Below are 19,347 nucleotides of genomic sequence, written 5' to 3'. Positions count from 1 at the left end.
GATTCCAGGCGAGACTCGCGGCTGGGAGGAGCCGGAGGCCCTTTGAGCCAACGGGGGAATTTTAGCGCCATCGATTGGATTTCAGGCGATGGATACGATCCCGAATCACGCGGGGGTGCCCGGAGTGCCGGTGGGACTGGCGGACTTTGAGCTGCTGGCCGAGGGGGGAGCCCTTTCAAACGGGGATGAATGCACGGCGCAGTTCCCCGACCTTGGCTCTTCGTTTCCCCCTGGGAGTCCCGCTTCGCCGCAAGTCAGCGAGACCACGAATTCACTCCCCGACCAGCGCGACGCCATCCTCGACGCCCTTCCCGCCCACGTTGCCCTCCTCGATGCCGAGGGGTACATCATCGCCGTAAACGAGGCCTGGCGCCGATTCGGGGCACAAAATATTCTCGAGATGGACGAATACTGCGTCGGATCCAACTACGTCTCCGTCTGCGAATCGGCACACGGCGAGTGTTCCAGCGAGGCCCCTATCGTGGCGGAAGGAATACGCCGGGTACTGGATAATTCGGCACAGGACTTCTCCCTCGAATATCCCTGTCACTCCGCCTCGGAGCAGCGGTGGTTTCGCCTGATGGTCACGCCCGTCCAGTTCGGCAAGCATGCCGGCGCGGTGGTGATGCATATCAATATCACCGAGCGCAAACTGGCGGAGAATGCGCTCCAGGCCAGTGAAGAGCGCTTCAGGCGAATGTTCCTGGACGCGGCCACGGGTATCTGCATCTGCACGCCCCAGGGCCGTTTCCTCCAGGCAAACGCCGCCTACTGCCGCATGCTCGGCTATACCGAAGCGGAGTTGCTCTCACTCGATTTTGCCGAAATTACCCATCCCGACGACCTGCCCCGAAACCTGGAGTTGGTCGGAGACCTCCTCGAAGGGCGCGTGGAAAGCTTCGTCATCCTGAAGCGCTACATCGGCAAGGCGGGCAATGCGGTGTGGTGCCGGGTAAGTGTTTCCGCCCAGCAGAGTCCCGAGGGCAAACCCGTCAACCTCATTGCCGTGGCCGAGGACATCACCCAGCAGCGGGAGGCCGAAGAGGAGCTGGCAAAGAGCCAGGCCCTCTTGCGCATGGCCACCCACGTGAGCCGCCTCGGCGCGTGGAGCATTGAAGTCGCCACGGGCGAACTATACTGGTCGGGGGACAACGTCATGTATCCCGATGTGCCCGACGACTTTGTCCCCACCCTGGAGGGCGCCCTTGCCGTTTGTTCCGCCGCATATCGCGAAAGCGTGGCGGAAGCCTTTGTCGCCTGCGTCCGCGACGGCGTCACCTTCGATGTTGAATTTGAGGTCGTGGGCGACGAGCGCTCCCGCGGCTGGGTCCGGGCCATCGGAGAACCAGTGATCGGACCCGACGGCGAGACGATCCGGGTTCAGGGCGCCTTTCAGGATATCACCGCGCTGAAGTTGGCGCAGAAGCGGGAGAACCAGTTGGCCGAACAACTGGCCAGCACCCTGAAAAGCATCACCGACGGCTTCCTGATGCTCGACCACGATGCCAACATCACCTACATGAATGAAAGCGCCGAAGTAATTTTGCGGTGCCCGAGGAGCGGACTCCTCGGCAAGAACGCCCTTATCGAGTTCTCGGAGTACACGGGCACTGTGCTCGAATCCCAATACAAAAAGGTGATATGCGACGGACTTCCCGCCGAATTCGATCACTACTTCCCCGCCAGTGACCGCTGGCTCGGGATTCGCGTTTTTCCCGTTCCCGAAGGCCTTGCCGTCTACGTGAAGGACGTCTCGGAGACCCGCCACGCGCGAAGGGCCATTGAAGAAAGCGAAGAACGCTTTCGCCTCCTTTCGAAAGCCACCAACGACGCCATCTGGGACTGGGATCTTACTTCCAACAAGCTCTGGTGGAACGAGGGGCTCGAAACCATATTCGGCTTCAAACGGGAGGAGATAGAACCAACCGTCGACTTTTGGGTCCACCTCATACACCCGGACGAACGGGACCGCGTATTCTCGGGAGTACAGCACGCGATCGATGGTAATGAGGATCAGTGGGCCGCCGAGTACCGTTTCCAGCGCGTGGACGGAACCTACGCTTTCGTCCTCGACCGCGGCTATATCATCCGCGACGCCAACGGCAAGCCGGTGCGAATGCTTGGCTGCATCACCGATCTTACCAGCCAGAAGCGGGCGGAAGCCCGCCTCGCCGAGCAGGCCGCCCTCATCGATCTGGCGAGCGACGCCATCATGGTTCGCGATCTGGACCAGCGGATACTCTCCTGGAACCGAAGTGCGGAAACAATCTATGGATGGAGCGAAGCGGAAATCCTGGGAAAATCCGTTCTCGATTTTCTCATCGAGAACCCGGAGGACGTCAGAATCGCCGAAGACGCCGTGCTTCGTGAGGGCGTCTGGTCCGGAGAGGTGAAGCATCAAACACATTCCGGTGGTACAGTCACGGTATTCGCCCGGTGGACCCTGGTCCGGGACGACGAAGGCAATCCCCGAGGCGTGCTCGCCATCAACAGCGATATAACCGAGCGAAAGGCCCTCGAAAAGCAGTTCCTTCGCTCCCAGCGCATGGAGAGCATCGGTACGCTCGCGGGCGGGATAGCCCACGATTTGAACAATGTCCTGGCCCCGATCCTGCTCTCCGTCGAAATGCTCCGAGAACGCATCACCGACGACAGCGGACGCGCCATGCTGAATACCGTCCAGAAATGCGCCCAGCGCGGCGCCGACCTGATCAAGCAGGTGCTCACTTTTGCCCGGGGAAATGAGGGGAGGCAAGTCCCCCTGAACCCCGGCCAGGTCCTCCGCGAAGTCGAGCGCATCATCTACGACACCTTCCCCAGAAACATTCACTGCGAAATCAAGCTGGATGCCGATCTCCTCGATATTAAAGCCGACCCCACCCAACTTCACCAGTTACTGATGAACCTGTGCGTCAATGCGCGCGACGCCATGCCCGGCGGTGGAAACCTGTCCATCCGAGTCGAGAACTGCCTCGTCGACGATGTTTACTCCGGCATGAATGTGGACGCTCAGCCGGGCCCCTATATCGTCTTCACCGTCACGGATACCGGCGTGGGGATCCCCCGCGAGCTGCATGATCGAATCTTCGAGCCCTTCTTCTCCACCAAAGACATCGGGCAGGGAACCGGGCTGGGGCTCTCGACCACCTTCGCCATCGTCAAGGAGCACGGCGGCTTTCTCAACATGGAAAGCGAGCCCGGCAAAGGCTCCGCCTTCCGGGTCTATCTCCCGGCCCCCCCCATGGAAAGCGCCCGCAATGAGAATTCCGGACGCGACCAACTCCCGCTCGGGCACGGGGAACTGATTCTCGTGGTCGACGACGAGGAAAGTATTCGCGACGTGACGCGCAGGGCGCTGGAACGTTTCGGATACCGCGTCCTGACCGCCGCGAACGGTGCCGAGGGTGTCTCTATCTACGTTCAGAACCAGGCCGACATCGCCGTCGTCCTGACCGACATGAGCATGCCCGTCATGGATGGCCCCGCCATGATTTTCGCCCTCAGATCGATTAATCCAGCGGTTCACATCATCGGCTCCAGCGGCCTGAATTCAGAGGACAGCGCGGCGAAGGCCGCCAGCGTCGGTGTCGAACGTTTCGTTCCGAAGCCCTTTACCGCATCGGTCCTGCTCAACATGCTGCACGACGTACTCGCCGCGCAACGTCCCCCCGAATCAGCCCGGCTGCTGGTCCTGATACACGACCGTGACGAGCGGGATTTGTGTTGCTACATGCTGGAGTCCGCCGGCTACACCGTGCGGACCGCCGCCAGCGAGGAGCAGGCCGCCCACCTGCTCGATGCGGAATCCGCCGATAGAATCCTCCTCATCGTGGATGCCCAACTGGCCCTGCAATGCGGCGACCGCCTCTTTGAGCGCGCGGCACGGGGCAACGCGAATTTCCGTGTGCTGCTCCTGGCCGGCCCCGAGGACCCACTACCCGCACTGCATTCCGGCGCCGACACCACCTTCAATATCTTCGAGAAGCCCCTCCGCGTGGAGTCCTTCATTCGAAAGATACAGGCCTGCCTCGCCCGCTGAGCGGCGCGGAGTGCCAATAATCTCTTTGCAAAATCCTCCCGATCTGCGGTAAACTGAGAAGTACAAGGCAGTTATCGCCAAAACAAAGGAAGCTTTGCATGTCGGTTGCCCTCGCTCTACTGGTGGGATTCGCGGCGGCCCTGGAAGTATCCCAGGAGCCCATCGCCGTGGTCGTTAAATACCCCGGAATGCAGCAAATCTCGCTGGCGCCGGAAGACGTCATGCTCTATTCGGAAGATATTCCGCAGGTCGAGACCGTCAACGGCGCCCAGGTGACCTACTCCCAGCGCAGCATGACGGACATGATCGCCGCCAACGTGCCGGAACCCCCACCCGAATCCAAGCCCACGCTGCCCAATGAAAGCCGTACCAAGAAACGCCTCGATCATACGCCCCCCTTCAACGGCACCGTCACCGGAGACGTTTCCATCATCGAGAGTGCGCCCGACGAGCGGATCATCGTGGTTTCAAACATTCAGGGCGATGGAGTGCTCCAGGTTCTCGTGAAAGGCGGCACGGCAAAGAAAGCCACCGGCGCGCCCGCCGCCGCCGTGGTGGAATCCCCCAAGGTTATCGTGAGGAATTCCAAGGCGGCGACCAAAGTGGCCGTCGGCGGCACAGCGGAACCCAAGGCCGCGTCCGCCATGAGTGCGCCGCAGAAAAGTTCCCTGGAGAAGCACTTCAAAGGGGCCCTGCCCGAGAACCTCAAGATTGTTTCCGAGCCCATCACCGTAAAGTGATGACCGATCACACGCGTCGCGTTGGTCGGTCCGGGGCGGTATTCACGTCATGAATGAAGAAATCGCCGCCCTGATCGAGTTGCATCGGGGACTCGAAAGACTGGGCCCCGGTTCTCGCGAGTTCTCCCTCCAGATACTGGCATCCCTGCCCACCCTCCGCGAAGCGCCACGGATCGCCGACTTGGGCTGTGGGGCGGGAGCCGCAACCCTGCTCCTCGCCGAATGGTTCAACGTGCCCGTCAAGGCCGTAGACCTCAGCGGTGTTTTTCTCCAGCACCTGGACGCCCGCGCTGCGGAATTGGGCCTGACCCCAATGATTCAGACCTTCCACGCCGACATGGGGGCGCTGAACTGGCCCGAACAATCCCTGGATCTCCTCTGGTCGGAAGGCGCAGCCTACAACCTGACCTTTCCCGGCGCGCTGAACGCCTGGCGGCCCCTGTTGACGCCAGGCGGACTTGCCGTAGTCTCGGAACTGAGCTGGTTTTCCGACAATCCGCCCGAAGAAGCCCGCGACTTCTGGGCGGCGGCCTATCCCACCCTGGCCGGCGAGCAGGCAAACACCCGTCACGCGCGCGAAGCTAATTTTGAAGTCCTGGCGACCCGGCGCTTGCCAACAGCATGCTGGTGGGAGTTCTATTATGGACCACTATTGGAACGTGTCGAAGCGCTCCGTGCCCAGGCCGATCCGGTGATGTCCCAGGTCATTCATGACACCGAGGTCGAAATCGACCTGTTTCGCCGCTACGCGGCGGAATACGGTTATACGTTCTATATCCTGCGCGCCCGCTGAGTGGGGCTTCCTTCCTTTCACGACGCCATCCTGCGAAGATGTCGGCCATTGACCACGGACTGTTTATTTGCTAAACTCAGCCTGATCAACTGGATACAACAAAGAGGCCCCGCAGGCGCTTATGGGACTCGATCCATCACATCTCGCGAAAGAACCGCGCGCCCGCGCAGCGACCCCGGAAATCCTGGTGGTCGGGGGTGGCAAGGGCGGCGTGGGGAAGACGTGCTTTTCCGTCAACACCGCCGTGGAAATCGCCCGGCGTGGATGGCGGGTAGTGCTCATGGATGCCGACCTGAGTTGTTCCAACATTGAGACCGTGCTCGGTTTTCGCTCCAATACCCGGCTGGACGATTTCTTCCACCAGAAGGGAGCGAAATCACTTAAGGACATCGTGTGTGATACGCCCTTTCCCAACCTGCGCCTGATTCCGGGAACCAGCGGGTTGATGGATGCGGCGAATCCGCGGTTTCAACAGAAAATAGCCCTGATCCGGGAGTTGAAGAAGCTTGAAGCGGATCTGGTTATCGTGGACCTGGATGCCGGAGCCCATCTCAATACCCTGGACTTTTTTTTGATGACCAGTTCGAATGGTGTGCTGGTCATTACACCGGAACGTACGAGTATCGACAACGCTTTTAAATTCTTGCGCGCCGCCCTTTTTCGGCGGATCGAGCGCTTCTATCAGAGCCCGGAGGTGGGCTTTCTCCTGAAGCGCAACGAAACTTTGAACGATTTTCTGGTCTCGATTCGCCGGGCGGACTGCTTCGATTTGAACGTGAAAGAGCAGCTCTGCAAGGAACTCGTGGCCCTGGCGGAAGCCTTCCGGCCCAAGGTGGTGGTCAGTAAGGCCACCAACGCGTACGAGGCCAAAATTGCGGCCAACATCCTGGCAAAATACACCCGACAGCACCTGTGTATCGAACCCGAGACCCTCGGTTTCGTCTATTTTGATAAGTACGTCTCCGACGCGATAAACTCCGGCGTTCCCTTTGTGATAGGCGAGCCCCGGCGCAAAATATCGGGCTGTATCGTCGATATGGCCAACCGATTGGGATATTTTTGACCATGACACAAGAAAAGACCACTGAAGTGAACGCCTCCCACCTGGAGTTGGATTTTGACAACGATTCCGACTTCGAAAAGATGGGCAACGCCGGCAAGAAGGGCTTGCTGGGGCGTTTCAATTCCCGGTTCAATGATAAGTTACAGACCAGCCGCGGCCAGGATCGCCAGCGGGACGTAGTTGCGGAAACCGCGAGTATTCCGGAAGTAAAAGCGGATGACCTCGCCATGCGAAGGGCCAAAACGGTGACAAGTGGTAGTGCACAGCGAATGATCATCCCCGAGGGGGTGATAATTGAAGGTTCATTGACGAGCAGCTCGGATACCGACATCGGCGGGCGCATCGAAGGGAATATAACAGTGGAAGGCCGCCTGAATCTCGGGCCGAGCGCACTGATTTCCGGCAATATCCGGGCGGGTTCCTGCAAAATTGAAGGGCTCGTTGAAGGCAAGGTCGAGTGCACCGAAGATCTCGAACTCGGACCGACCGGTCGCCTCAACGCCGACGTTCTCGCCGGCAAGCGAATATATCTCGCGGGCCAGGTGTATGGGAATGTGACGACCCCCGGGATGTTGCGCCTGGCCGCCACCTCGCGGGTCGAAGGCGATGTAAGAACGAGAAGTATCATGGTGGAGGAAGGTGCGACGTTGAATGGCCAGTGCACGATGCGGGCGCCTTCTCAACAGCAAACCCAGCAACCACAAAAGAAGTAGAAAGTAGGTAGTACCGACTATGATGATGTTTGACCCGATCAGCATTACAATTATGGTTGTCACCGGCGCACTCTCTCTCTGGGCGCAGGCGCGGGTAAAATCCGCCTATCATCGCAATGCCCAGATCGCGACGCGCTCCGGAATGACGGGAGCGGATATCGCCCGTCTCATGATGCGCAATGAGAACATCAACGATGTCGAACTTGAAGTGATTCCCGGCGAACTGACGGATCACTACGACCCCCGCGCCAAAGTGGTGCGGCTTTCACAGGCGGTCTATCACGGAAACAGCATTGCTTCCCTGGGTATCGCCGCCCATGAAGTGGGTCACGTGATCCAGCATGCCCACGGCTATGCGCCCATGCACCTGCGCTCCATCGTGTATCCCGTGGCCAGCATCGGCAGCGGCCTTGGACCCTGGCTCGTCGTGGCGGGCATCGTCATGCAGTTTCCCGGCCTGCTCTGGGCCGGCGTATTCCTCTTCGCCGCGGCGACCGCCTTCACCGTGGTCACGCTCCCCGTGGAGTTCAACGCCAGCAGCCGCGCCCTCCACGCGCTGGAATATGGCAATGTGCTGCTGCCCGATGAAATGAAAGGAGCGCGTCAGGTGCTCAACGCCGCCGCGCTCACCTATGTGGCCGCCGCGGTAACCTCCATCCTGTGGCTCCTCCACTATGTCATGATGGCCAACCAGGATCGCGAGTGATTTCGCCCATGAAGCGGGGACCCGGGGCACAACAGCGAATCAGGCAACTTTCGGCAATGCTGCTGGCGGTACTCACCGCCAGTAGCATTTTTCTTGTGGCCCGCGCGGCGCCCGCCGATGGCGAACTCGTTCTACGCATGCTCGGAAACGCCGAGGGGACCGGCTTCGCCGCGCGCCACGCCGCCGTTCAAGACGCCCGCGAAGACGTCATCTGGGAAATTCTCAAGACCAAGATCGCCTCGGGAGATTTGCGCCCCTTCCGCAGCATGGTTCGCAATGCGGACAAATATATCACCCGGGTCGTCGAGCTCCACCTCGACTCCGACAGCGGTCAGACCCGCGTGGAAATCGACGCCTATGTTGACATTCAGGCCGTGGAGCACGACCTCGCCACCCTCATGCTGCCCCGCCTGGCCACCCCGCCCCGCGTAACCTGCCTTGTCGCCCTCGAGGATGAAAAGGGGGAGCTGTACCTGGAAGAACCGGGGCTGGCGGAGACGACCCTCGCCGAAGGACTCAAGAACCTGGGGCTGGTACCCAGCAACCACCTCGAGACCGCCGCCCAGTTTACACCCGAGCACCTGAGAGCCGCCCTCACGGGCGATCTGGAGAAGGCCGCCTCCTACGCCAAGGAGTCCCTGGCCGATGCCGTCGTGCTGGGCATCATTTCCACCGAACGGGGACCCGACCTGGACAATGCCGGCACGGCCAAGACACGGGTTACGCTGGATGCGCGCATCTTCCGGGGCAGCGACGGCGATCTCCTGGATGCCTTTGCGCGCTCCGCGGCCATCACCGGAAACGACCCCGTAGCCTGCCAGGAGGAGGCCATCAGGGATTCCGCTCAGAAGATGCTGGGCGACATTACCGTGGCCACCGTGCTTTCGGTCTTGAGCACCCAGAAACGGGACGAGGTCCTGATCACGCTGCATAACCCAGGGACGCGCAGCCGCGTGGAGGCATTCATGGGCCTGCTGGATCAGGACACCACCGTCAACTCCATAGAAGAATCCTTTTTCTCCGAACGACTTGCCCGCCTGCGGGTGGGCTACGAGGGCCCCATGGCCTATATCGTGGACAAGATCACCAGTCACAGCTATGAAAACTGCACTGTGGAGGTACAGAATGTCATCGGGCGGGAAATGAATCTTCTCATGGTGCCGGGCAAGTCGCCAGCGGAGTGAAGGGATTCGCCGGATCAGGCAATACCATCGCGCTGTTGGACTTTTCCTTGCAGACAGATTCGGTGCTACGCGTTCCGCCCCGAACCCCAGTCTTCGATCACATGATCGTGCTCGGACGCGTGAGGCAATTCCCCTTCGGTCTCCAACGCCGCCACCGCGCCCGGATCGGGATACAGCTCGTTCCAGTAGCGCAGCCCTATCCCTTCGGTCACGAGCGGCAATGCAACAGGCAACCCACACACAAAATGCTCCAGCGCCGCTTCCGCCTCGTTGTAGCCGAAGTGGGCCCGGATGGGCGCACTGCCTGAAAAACGGGGATTAATTTCGAAGCACACCGGACCATGCTCGGTCATCCGCAACTGAACATTGCATGGGCCCCTGGGCCGAAGGGCCGACACGATCTCTTCCGCCGCGCGGCGAACGTCGTCGAAGGCCCCGATCACGGCGCGGTAGGTGGTTCCCGCCAGCAGCTCTCGCCGCATGCAGCAACTGGGAGCGAGCACACCGTCGCGCCCCATGAAACAGCCCACCGTATATTCATCGGCGTCTGTTCCCACCCGCGCCTGGAGCAGATAGTCGGCCTTGCGACAGGCATAGGCGAGGTCGTCGTCGCTTTCCACGAGGAACAGTCCCCGCGAGCCGCCGCCTCGTCGAGGCTTCGCCACAAGAGGATAACCGGACCTCTCCACCAGGCGCCTCGCATCCTCAGGCGCATCCGCGCGGGCGAAGGCGGGATGGGGGAGACCAAGGGCCTCCAGCCATTCGCAGGTTCTCAATTTATCGTCGCCGATTTCCATAGTTCCGAGGTCGCTGACGAGACATACCGCGCCCGTATCCCGCTCTATGGCATCCCGGTGATGCGCCAGCACCGTCAGCACGGCTTCCGCGCCGCTCAGAACCGCGTCCACCGATTCACGGCGGCAGGTCTCCAGCAGCCACGGCAGGAATTCCGGGGCATTGGCCCAGGGAGAAACGAAGGCCCGATCCACCGTGAAGAGCCCCATCTGGTGGGCGCTGATATCCGCGCCGATAATGCGATAAGCGCGACGGGATCGGGCCAGCGCCTTCAGGATGCCCTGACTCACATTGCCCCCCACGGCAAGCACCAGCACGGTCAGGGGACGCCCCGCCATCACTCCAGCTCCTCCTGGATGACAAAATAGGGCTTGGCCTGCACTTCGATATAGATCCGGCTGATATACTCGCACATCACACCCGTGGCAACCATCTGGCAACCGGAAAGAAAGAAGAATATTGCCACCACCGTCGCCATATGCTCCAAGTCACCCACGGTCACACGGACATAGGCCACGCGCAGGCTCATGCAGAAGCCGATAAGGGCAAAAAACCAGCCCAGGAGACCGATAAACTGGAGCGGGGCCGCCGTGATACTTGTTATCAGGTCGAAGGCCGTTCGGACAAGCTTGAGCAGACCATACTTGCTCTCCCCGTGGCCGCGCTGGTCGTGCCGCACTTCGATCTCGGCCACGCGACCGCCGAGCGCCGCCGCGTCGACGGGCAGATATCGGCACCGATGGGTCAGCGAAAGCATGTGATCCACCAGTTCCCGACGAAAGGCCTTCAGGGCGCACCCGTAATCATTGAGCGCAACCCGCGTTACGGAGTTTATGTAGCGATTCAGCAGCTTCGAAGCTCCGGTGCGGAAAAAGCTGTCCTTGCGATTGGCCCGCCACCCGCTCACCATGTCGTAGCCCTCTTCCAGTTTCGCGACGAGGCGGGGAATGTCTTCCGGGTAATTCTGCAGGTCCGCGTCCATCATCGCGACGTATTGTCCCCGAGCCCGCGAAAAGCCCGCGTAAAGCGCGGGACTCTGGCCAAAATTCCGGGAGAGAAACACCACCCGAATGCGCGGATCCCGGCTATGCCAGTCCCGCAAGGCCTGGCGGCTGCCGTCCGTGCTGCCATCGTCCACGGCGATGATCTCATATCCGCCCGGCTGGCGTGAGAGCGTATCGGTCAGTCGTCGAAAAAGCTCTTCCAGCGTCCCCACCTCGTTGAAGACCGGGATTACAACCGAAAGCAGGGGGGCGTCGCTGGGCATGCGGAATTCCTGTGCTGGGGGGAATATGGGAGTCTGAACCCACAGAATAGTACAGGCGCGGAGAGCGATGCAAAGATAGTTGTTGGAAGCGACCGCTCAACTATCGAGGGTCTTCCGGATCTTCGGCGCGAGCACTTCAGGGCGGAAGGGCTTCTTCACATAGGCATTGGCGCCCGCATCGAGCAGATCCTGCGCCCAGTCGTCCAATTCGTCGGAACCCGCGAGAATGATTTTCACATCAGGGTTCGCGGCGCGCAGATCCGCGACAAGATCGCCGCTGTAGCGATGGGTCGCGGCCGTATCCACGACGATGGCATCCACGGGGGGAACGCGAGAAGTCGTGCAGTGGATGGCCTCCTCCACATCCGTCGTGAGCACCACGGTATAGGCCAGGCGCTCCAGAATCCGCCGCGCCTCGTCCAGCACGCGCGACTCGGGATCAATAAATAGAATCGTCTCCGTCCCCGAAGGAATCTGGGGCGACGTGTTGCTCGATTCCAGGAGGGCTTCCGTGGCGGGGAGGTAGACCGTAAAGGTGCTGCCTTTGTCGACTTCGCTCTTGACGGTCACCAGGCCATTGTGCTCCTCCACATTGCGCGCCACCGAGGCCAGACCCATACCCCGTCCCTTGAACTTCGTGGTGATAAACGGCTCGAAAATCTTGCCCGCCAGCGACGGACTGATTCCCCGCCCCGTATCGCTGATTGCCAGGTACACGTAGTGCCCCGGTTTGAGGCGCGGATTGTCGCTGAGCCACTCCCGCGTGAGCTCGACGTTGCGCGTGGTATAGGTCAGATGCCCCCGACCGTCCATGGATTCCACCGCGTTTGTGGTGATGTTCAAGATCACTTGTGTGATCTGCGCGGAGTTCGCCACCGTATTCATGAGCTTCGGATCGAGGAGCTTGCGAATGGAAATGCCCGCCGGAATCTGGTCGATCTCCTGATGGATGGCGGCGACGAGAATATCGTTCAAGTTCAGAACGCGACGGTGGGGGACCAGCGGCGCGCCCGTCGCGGCGGGCTCCACACCGGGAAGGGCAGTGGGCCGACTTTCCGGCGCCTCGGCGCGCAATCGAAAGTAGCGGTAGAAGCGCCCCCCGTTTACCGGCAGGTAAACCGCCTCCACGTCAAACTCGACAATGGTGTTGGACTTGCTCCGGTGCAACGTGTGATAGGAACCCGTACCCAGCTTCATAATTCGCTGGTTTCGTTCCCCGTGCTCCTCGGGCGACCCCATCATTTCGATATCGCGCATGTTCTTGCCCAGGAGTTCTTCCCGACCGTAACCCGACAGCAGGCAGTAGGCGTCGTTTACGTCCACGATGTGATCATGGACATCGGTACACCAGAAACAGCGGTGGGCCGCCCCCGTCAGTATGTCCTGCTGATCCCGACAGCGGGCCAGCGCGCTTACGTCCTGCACAACGCATAAAATGCCGGCGCAGCGACCTTCCCTATCAAACACCGGCCGCTTCGTGAAGCGCAGCCACCGCGGACTATCCTGAAAGCTGACGCGCGTCTCGAAGTTGGCCGGCGCCGCCGCTTGCAGTACCCGCACATCATCCTGATGGAAGATTTCGGCCAGTCGTCCGGGAAAGACCTCAAAATCGCCCCTTCCGCGAATTTCGTGTTCCGGCAGACCGGTGAAACGACAAAAGGCGCGGTTCGCCGCCTGATAGGTGTAGTTCGTCCCCTTGATGGCGTAGAGGTCGGGAGTTCCAGAAAGGATGGCGTCCAGCACGCTCCAGTACTGGGCAAGGGCCCGCTCCGCGCGGAACAACTCGTTACGCGCCGACTGGGCTTCGGCCAATTGCTTGCGCAATTGCTGCACCTCCCGCTGGAGGGCCGATTTTCGCTTGCCGGAATCCTTCATGAGAGTGGATGTAACGCCTTGGTTGGAGCCGGTGATCTCGGCAATATTCTACCTGTTCGTGTGGCCCGCGCCATAGTGTGTGCCGTTGCCATTCGCAGCGCCATTCCCCGGAATCGCGCCGTTCTCGTCACCAGAAAAGGGCAGTTCCCGTTGGGAATCTTCCGCGGCCATCCGCCCATCGAGGTTCAATGCGCTCATCCACTTGCTGGAGGGGCCCCGCTGGGCGTCGCCCGTGTTGATCTGCGTGAGTTCCGACTGCAGCGCGGAAACGGTCTGGTGCAGGAGTTGGGCCGTGCGAATCTTCTCCTGCTGTACCGCGTTCTCCTTCTGCTGGATGGTCTCCTGGAGGGAGCGGATCGTGGCCTGGGCCAGGGACAGCTCCCGCGCGGTTTCCTTTTCGCGAATCGTCGCATTCTGAAGTTGCGTCGTCAGGCTCTCATTCTCCGCATCCGTAATAGCCACCCGCTTCTTCGCCGTGTCCAGGTCCTGCGACAGGGCGAGCCGCGCGCTTTCGAGCTGCTGCCGTGACCGCTGCTCGCGCCCGATAAGTTCTTCCTTCTCCTTCAGCACGTTGGCCAGCGCGCTGTTCTCGGCCCGCGTGCCCTGCAGCGCGGCCTCCGTCGCGCGGACGCGGTTGTTCGCCGCGTCAATATCGCACTCCAGCCCCGTGCGCACGCTCTCAAACTGTTCCTTCTGGGCCGCCAAGTTCTGTTCGAGGCGTGAAAGGGCCCGGTTGGCGGATTCCAGTTCTCCCTCGCGTTGCTTCACCAGCGCCGCGCGCTGGGTAAGTTCATGCTCCCGCTGCTGAAGTACCGTCTCCACCTCTTCGTGGCGCGCCTTGGCCTGCCGGAGTTCCTCGCTGAAGTGCGCCTGGATTTCCCGCGCCTGGACGGTCAGCGCGGCAATGGCCGATTCCGCGTGATTGATGCGCCGCTCCGAGGCCAGGGCCGCGTTCTCGTGATCCCGAATCACGGCCTGCAATTGCTGGGCCGCCGCCTGTTCCTCATCGATCGCGCGAAGGAGCGACTGCTGTTCCTCCCGCGCCTGGGTCAGGCTGGCCGTGTATTCCGCGCGCTCCGTGGCAAGCAACTGCTCCAAGTTCGCGTAGCGCTGGCGGGTCGATTCCAAGTCCGCTTCCAGCGTCTCCAGCACGGCCATCCGACCGCGAAGTTCCTGCTCCAGCCCCTGTTGGGCCTGCTCATGGGCCGCGACCGTCGCCGTCAGACGGTCGCGCTCCTCAGTCACGGAATCATAGCGAAGCCGCAGGGCCTCCCGATCCTCGGAAAGTCGCGCCAATTCCTGCCGGCGGCAATCGAGGTCGGCTGAAGCCTCGACCAGGCTCCGGGCCACGTCGTCGCGCTCGGCCCGCAGCGACGCCAAATCCGTCGAGAGTGATTGTTCCCGCGCTTCGGAAAGGCGCAACGAGTCCAGGAGCGCCGCATTGGTTTGATGGGTGTGCTCCAGCGTGCTCGCCAGCAGGGCATTCTCCGAGCCCAGCTCCGCGTGCGCCACCCGAATCTGTTCCAGGGACGCGCGCACTTCCGAAAGGGCCACCCGCTCTCCCTCAAGCTCCGCCTCCAGTTGACCCGCCCGCTCCAGCAATTCGGCGCCGAGCCGGCCCGCGCGCATGAGTTCCTCCCGTACCGCGCTAAGCTCCTTCTCGATTTCGGCGATGGCAAAGTCGCGGTCGGCCAGTTGAGCCCGAAGCTCCCGCTCCGTCGCGTCCCGCTCGGTACGAAGCCCTTCCTGGAGGGATTCGAGTTCGAGTACGCGGTCCCGCAACTCGCCCTTTTCCTCGCCCGTAGTCCAGAGGCTTTCCCGCAGGGAGGCGATTTCCTCGTTGGCCCCGAGAATGGCCTGGTCGCGCCCTTCCAGCTCCGCGCGAAGTGCTTCGACGGTGTGATGTCCGTCGGATATTTCGCTCCGTGCCGCGTCCAATCGGGTCGCCAGCTCGTGCTCACGGACCCGCAGCGCCTCCAGGCGAGCCTCCGCGTCGGCAAGGTGGGAACGCGCCTCGGCCAGAGACTGAATCGTTACATCATAGCGCTCCGTCGCGGCGCTGAGGGCCTCGCCACTCGCCGCGAGGCGGCTTTCAAGTTCCGCGCCGCTCGCCGCAAGCTGGCTCTTCTCACGCTGGAGCATTTCTCCGTGAGCTCGGGAGGCCGCAAGTTCGCCGTCCCGCCGCTCCAGTTCCCGGGTCAACCCGGCCCGCTCCTGCTTCAGCTTCTCCAGCGTTTCCCTGTAGGAGGCGAGGGCCGACTGCACCTGTTCGTGCGCGTCCTGAAGCTGAAGGTAGTCCTCCTGACGCTGCTGGGCACAGCGGCTGGCTTCCTCAAGCTCCGCCTGGCACTGCTCGAAATTTTCCTGCAGGCTGCTGTGGGCCTGTTGCAGTTCGTTCAGCGACCGCGTGGTCTCATCCAGCAGCCGCGAGCTGTCCGCCAGGGCGCTCCGCAGGCCCGCCAGCGTCTCGATGAGTTGCTCATTCTCCCGACGGATTTCCCACGCCTGCTGCGCCATCTGGGATATGCGCCCTTCAAGACTTGACTTCTCTTCCAGAACCAGGCCCGATTCGACCGCGAGTGTGTCGCGCTCCCGGCCGATCCGCGCGATTTCGATTTGCAGGCAGCCGATCTCGTTCTGGTTCTCGAGAATCTGCTGCTGCGCCGACGCCAGGTGCGCTTCCCGCTCGGCAAGCACACTGCCCAGTTGCTCGAGCTCGCGCTGCTTCAGGGCCAGATCCGCCCGGGCATGCTGGTGCTCCGTCTCGGAATTCGCAAGGCGCTCGGACAGCGTCCCCACTTCATGCTCGCCGGTCAGAGCACGGCGCGTAAGCGCGCTCAACTCTTCCTGCAGTTCGGCCATGCGGGCATTCAGCGCCTCAATGCGGGCCTTGTCCCCGTCGGCGTCCCGTTGCTGTTCCTGGATCGTATCGCGGCAGGCCGCAAGCTCAATCTCCAGGGCGGACACCCGCGCCAGCGCTTCACGCGTATCCATGCGCGACTCGCCCAGGGAACGATCAAGCTGTTCCCGCTCCGCGCGCAGCACCGCGATTCGTTCCTCGGCCTGAAGCTTCTGCTGCTCCGCAAGGGAGTTGCGACGCGCCAGGGTCTCACGCTCCGACTGCATTTGCTGCAGCTCCGAGTCCCGCTTGCGCACCGCCTCTTTCAGCCGGGCAATGTCTTCCCTGGACTTGGCCAGCGCGCTGGATTCGCCCTGGCGGCGCGCCATGATTGTGGAGAGGGTATCCAGTTGATCCCGCGCTTCCGCAATCTGGCTGGTGAGCTGGTTGTGCGCCTGGGTTACTTCCTCGGTCCAGTTCGCAATGGTGTTTTCCAACTGCCCATAGACGGGGTCCCGTGACATGGTCTTCTTCCTCTGTTCCCGCAAAAGAACATCGTTCTCGCCTTCCCAAGTAATGCCTTTGCCAGATGCCCCGACGCAAAGGTACCAACCAGGCGCCTCATTACGCATTCTTAGCTATCGGCACCCAACAGAAAAAACTTTAACTATCCCCTTGGCGCAGCAAAGACTTACACGCCTTGTACCCTGTGCGCCTCCCCTGAACCCGGCGACCCGGAGGCGTTTCCGGTCCCAGAGAAACAGGTTGATTGTCCACCGAAGGGAGAATATAATGTAAACACAATACATGTTTAAGCCGCCCCATCATCCACCACCATCGGGAGTCAGCCAGACCATGAAAGTCTCAGCAATAGCCCTGTTTTCCCTGTGTGTCGCCGCCACGGTGGCCGCCGAACTTCAGTCCGTGGAGGTGGGGGGGGAAGTCCGCATACGCGGTCGCTTCTGGAATGACAACTACAGCAACGCCGTCAACGGCCCGGCCACCCCGCGCTATGTGGGATACAATTTTGCCAATCGCCCCCTGGGGCCCTTTGGTTTGAACAGCCGCTTCGACTTCGATGACGCCGGGCACGATCTCGCTTACGTGGAGCACCGGACACGCGTTCAGGTAAAGGCCGACTTCACCGATGACGTAAGCACCGTTATCGAATTTGAAAGCTTCGACATCTGGGGTACGGATTTCCGAAGCAACTACATTACCGGCGTAGACCGGGCGGGCGGCGGGGCCGGTTCGGTGTCGCTGTACCAGTCCTACATCGAAACGCGCAATACCCTGGGCTACCCGGTGCGATTGCGACTGGGCCGCCAGGAGATGAAGCTCGGCAAGGGCTGGCTGGTGGATGACATTACCACCGCGATCATCGGGCGCAGCTTTGACGGGGCGCGGCTAACTTATTCCAGTGGAGCCCTCGAGGTGGACGGCTGGGCCATGAAGCTGTCCGAGACCCTCGCGGGCGACGAAGATGCCGATTTCTACGGGGTCTACGGCACCTATAAGGGCCTGGAAGAGGCGAAGCTGTCGGCCTACTGGATGCTGGTGCGGGATGGCGTCGAAGCCAACGACACCACCCTGAGCGGCGCGGGGGAGTGGGTGGAGTCGTGGTTTGGTCTCGACGACTATGAGCCAAGCTACCTCCACACGATTGGAACGCGGGTGTTCGGGGCCTATGGCGCGTTTGACTATGATTGGGAACTGGCCTATCAATTCGGCGATGCGGACAACGTGGGCGCGCTCTTTGCCCCTGTGGTCTTCGGCGATACGGAAGCGGAACACGACAACCTCGCCACCGATCTGGAAGTGGGCTACACCCTGGACATCAACTGGCAGCCTCGCATCTTCCTGGGGGGCGCTCTCTTTGAAGGGGAAGACAACCGGGACTTCCGCTATCGTGACTGGCTTTTCCCCGGCGAAGGTCGTGCGAGCGTTTCCTTCAATACGCTCTTTATGGGTACACCTTACAGCTTGAATCTCGGTATCGGGCAGGAGTTGACCAACTTCTGGCAACTCCGGGCGGGTATCGGCGCCAAGCCCACGGAAAAGATCTCGTTGCTGTTTCGCGTGGCCCATTTTGAAATCGACGAAACTTTCGACACGCCGGTCTGGCCGGCCTTCGCCGCCTGGACCCGGGCCAACGACGACGACCTGGGCTGGACCACCTTCCTGATGGCCAAATACCAGTATAGCGCCGACCTTTCCATTGCACTGGCCTGGGAACACCTCTTCACCGGCGACGGCCTGGAAGAGGGCCAGTTCTTCGCCCGCAACGGCCTCGAATTCGTGGGAGGCACGGATGGTGAAGACGCGGACTACGTCCATTTTGATGTTCAGGTGAAATTCTAAGGAAACTCGGGGGCCAACAGACTTTGATGGCAGCCTCAACCTTCCCGGCGCGAACGGGTCAACCGGATCGCGCCGGGAAGCAGCGTTACCACGGCGGGCAGATATCCCACGAATTCCCCATCAACTTCCACTTCCACCACCTCGTCGGCCTGGATCTCGACGCGGCTGCCGCGCACATACTTCACCACGTCGCGTCGTTCGCTGAGCCGTCCCGTGTAGAGCTTGGGCAGGGTCCGCAGGGCATCCAGGAATCCGATCGGGCCCACGTGGAAGCAGTCAAACAGTCCATTGTCCAGTCGGGCATGGGGCGCAAGCAGCAGGCCGCCGGCATCGTAGCAGCCCTTCGCGATCGCGAAGTCGAGGGTAGGCCCTTCAATTCGAAGTACCTCGCCAATCTGGATCTTCATCTCTTTGGGTCGGTAGCGAGTCAGCGTCACGAGAATGGCCCGCAAGTAGGACAGGAATCCACCCGGAGCTTTGCTGTGCTCGTTCACGAAGCGGCAGGCGGAAGCCCCTATGCCGATGTGGGCAATGTTCAGGAAATAGATCCTGCGCGTCTCGCCCCCGTAGGTCAGGGGGCAGGTGATGCACCCCACATCGGCGTGCAAGACCTCGCTATCCTTGAGAGATGTGATGCCCTGCAGCCCCGGTGCGATACCCAGCACTTTGGCGAGGTCGGAGCCCGTCCCCATGGGCAGTACCGTCAGGCGTGCTTCGGGATTGATGGGACTGCCGTCCTCAAACCAGCCATTGACCACTTCAAAGTGGGTGCCATCGCCACCCGCCGAAATAATGTGGTCGTAGCCCTCCCGCAGGAGGGCACGGGCCATTTCGGCGCCATGCCCGGGCCCCTCCGTGGGACAGTACCTCATGGGGCCGACCATCTCGCGCAGGGCCGACTGCTGCGCCCGCCAGCGGCGCTCGCAGCGCCACTGGCCCGCCCGGGGATTGACGATGGCCGCCGTCTTCACG

Annotated in this window: 13 protein-coding genes; 8 read left to right on the top strand and 5 right to left on the bottom strand. The window is 61.5% G+C overall.

Going from position 1 to position 19,347, the window contains the following annotated elements; all coding sequences use genetic code 11:
• The first annotated feature begins 88 nt into the window (after nt 1–88).
• The 7 genes from JNK74_19190 (at nt 89) to JNK74_19160 (ending at nt 9,238) form a co-directional block, all read left to right on the top strand.
• Nucleotides 89–4,039: a PAS domain S-box protein gene (locus JNK74_19190; protein ID MBL7648308.1), complete on the top strand. Its 3,951-nt coding sequence runs from the start codon at nt 89–91 to the stop codon at nt 4,037–4,039.
• Nucleotides 4,040–4,137: 98 nt separating this feature from the next.
• Nucleotides 4,138–4,779: a hypothetical protein gene (locus JNK74_19185; protein MBL7648307.1), complete on the top strand. Its 642-nt coding sequence runs from the start codon at nt 4,138–4,140 to the stop codon at nt 4,777–4,779.
• 49 nt (nt 4,780–4,828) lie between these two features.
• Entirely contained in the window at nt 4,829–5,572 is a 744-nt protein-coding gene (locus tag JNK74_19180) for a class I SAM-dependent methyltransferase (protein ID MBL7648306.1), read from the top strand.
• Between the two features lie 187 nt (nt 5,573–5,759).
• Complete coding sequence (locus JNK74_19175) at nt 5,760–6,635, top strand: AAA family ATPase (protein ID MBL7648305.1); 876 nt, start codon at nt 5,760–5,762, stop codon at nt 6,633–6,635.
• Between the two features lie 2 nt (nt 6,636–6,637).
• Nucleotides 6,638–7,348 carry a polymer-forming cytoskeletal protein gene (locus tag JNK74_19170; protein ID MBL7648304.1) on the top strand — a complete coding sequence of 237 codons (711 nt, stop codon included), beginning with the start codon at nt 6,638–6,640 and terminating at the stop codon, nt 7,346–7,348.
• A 22-nt stretch (nt 7,349–7,370) separates the two neighbouring features.
• Nucleotides 7,371–8,054, top strand: coding sequence for a zinc metallopeptidase (locus JNK74_19165; GenBank protein ID MBL7648303.1), 684 nt, complete (start codon nt 7,371–7,373; stop codon nt 8,052–8,054).
• Nucleotides 8,055–8,110: 56 nt separating this feature from the next.
• Nucleotides 8,111–9,238, top strand: a complete 1,128-nt coding sequence (locus tag JNK74_19160; protein ID MBL7648302.1) for a hypothetical protein — start codon at nt 8,111–8,113, stop codon at nt 9,236–9,238.
• A 65-nt stretch (nt 9,239–9,303) separates the two neighbouring features.
• On the opposite strand, the gene JNK74_19155 is transcribed toward JNK74_19160, so the two are convergent.
• The 4 genes from JNK74_19155 to JNK74_19140 all read right to left on the bottom strand — a co-directional run bounded on the left by JNK74_19155 (nt 9,304) and on the right by JNK74_19140 (nt 16,538).
• Nucleotides 9,304–10,371, bottom strand: a complete 1,068-nt coding sequence (locus JNK74_19155) for an ATP-grasp domain-containing protein (GenBank protein ID MBL7648301.1) — start codon at nt 10,369–10,371, stop codon at nt 9,304–9,306.
• A complete protein-coding gene (locus JNK74_19150) occupies nt 10,371–11,300 on the bottom strand; it encodes a glycosyltransferase (protein MBL7648300.1) in 930 nt (309 codons plus the stop codon). Before JNK74_19150 ends, JNK74_19155 begins: the two co-directional genes overlap by 1 nt.
• A gap of 96 nt (nt 11,301–11,396) precedes the next feature.
• Complete coding sequence (locus JNK74_19145; GenBank protein ID MBL7648299.1) at nt 11,397–13,175, bottom strand: PAS domain-containing protein; 1,779 nt, start codon at nt 13,173–13,175, stop codon at nt 11,397–11,399.
• Nucleotides 13,176–13,223: 48 nt separating this feature from the next.
• Entirely contained in the window at nt 13,224–16,538 is a 3,315-nt protein-coding gene (locus tag JNK74_19140; protein ID MBL7648298.1) for a hypothetical protein, read from the bottom strand.
• Between the two features lie 331 nt (nt 16,539–16,869).
• Between JNK74_19140 and JNK74_19135 the strand changes: the two genes are divergently transcribed.
• On the top strand, nt 16,870–18,375 hold the full coding sequence (locus JNK74_19135) for an alginate export family protein (protein ID MBL7648297.1): 1,506 nt from the start codon (nt 16,870–16,872) through the stop codon (nt 18,373–18,375).
• Nucleotides 18,376–18,410: 35 nt separating this feature from the next.
• Here the strand turns inward: JNK74_19135 and JNK74_19130 are convergent, their stop codons facing one another.
• Nucleotides 18,411–19,346 (bottom strand): YegS/Rv2252/BmrU family lipid kinase, encoded by a 936-nt coding sequence (locus tag JNK74_19130; GenBank protein MBL7648296.1) that lies wholly within the window; start codon nt 19,344–19,346, stop codon nt 18,411–18,413.
• Between the last annotated feature and the right edge of the window lies 1 nt (nt 19,347).

It is taken from the genome of Candidatus Hydrogenedentota bacterium (assembly GCA_016791475.1).
In the GTDB taxonomy this organism is placed as follows: domain Bacteria; phylum Hydrogenedentota; class Hydrogenedentia; order Hydrogenedentales; family JAEUWI01; genus JAEUWI01.
Note: the sequence above shows the minus strand (reverse complement) of the source record. Positions and strands in the feature narration are given on the sequence as shown.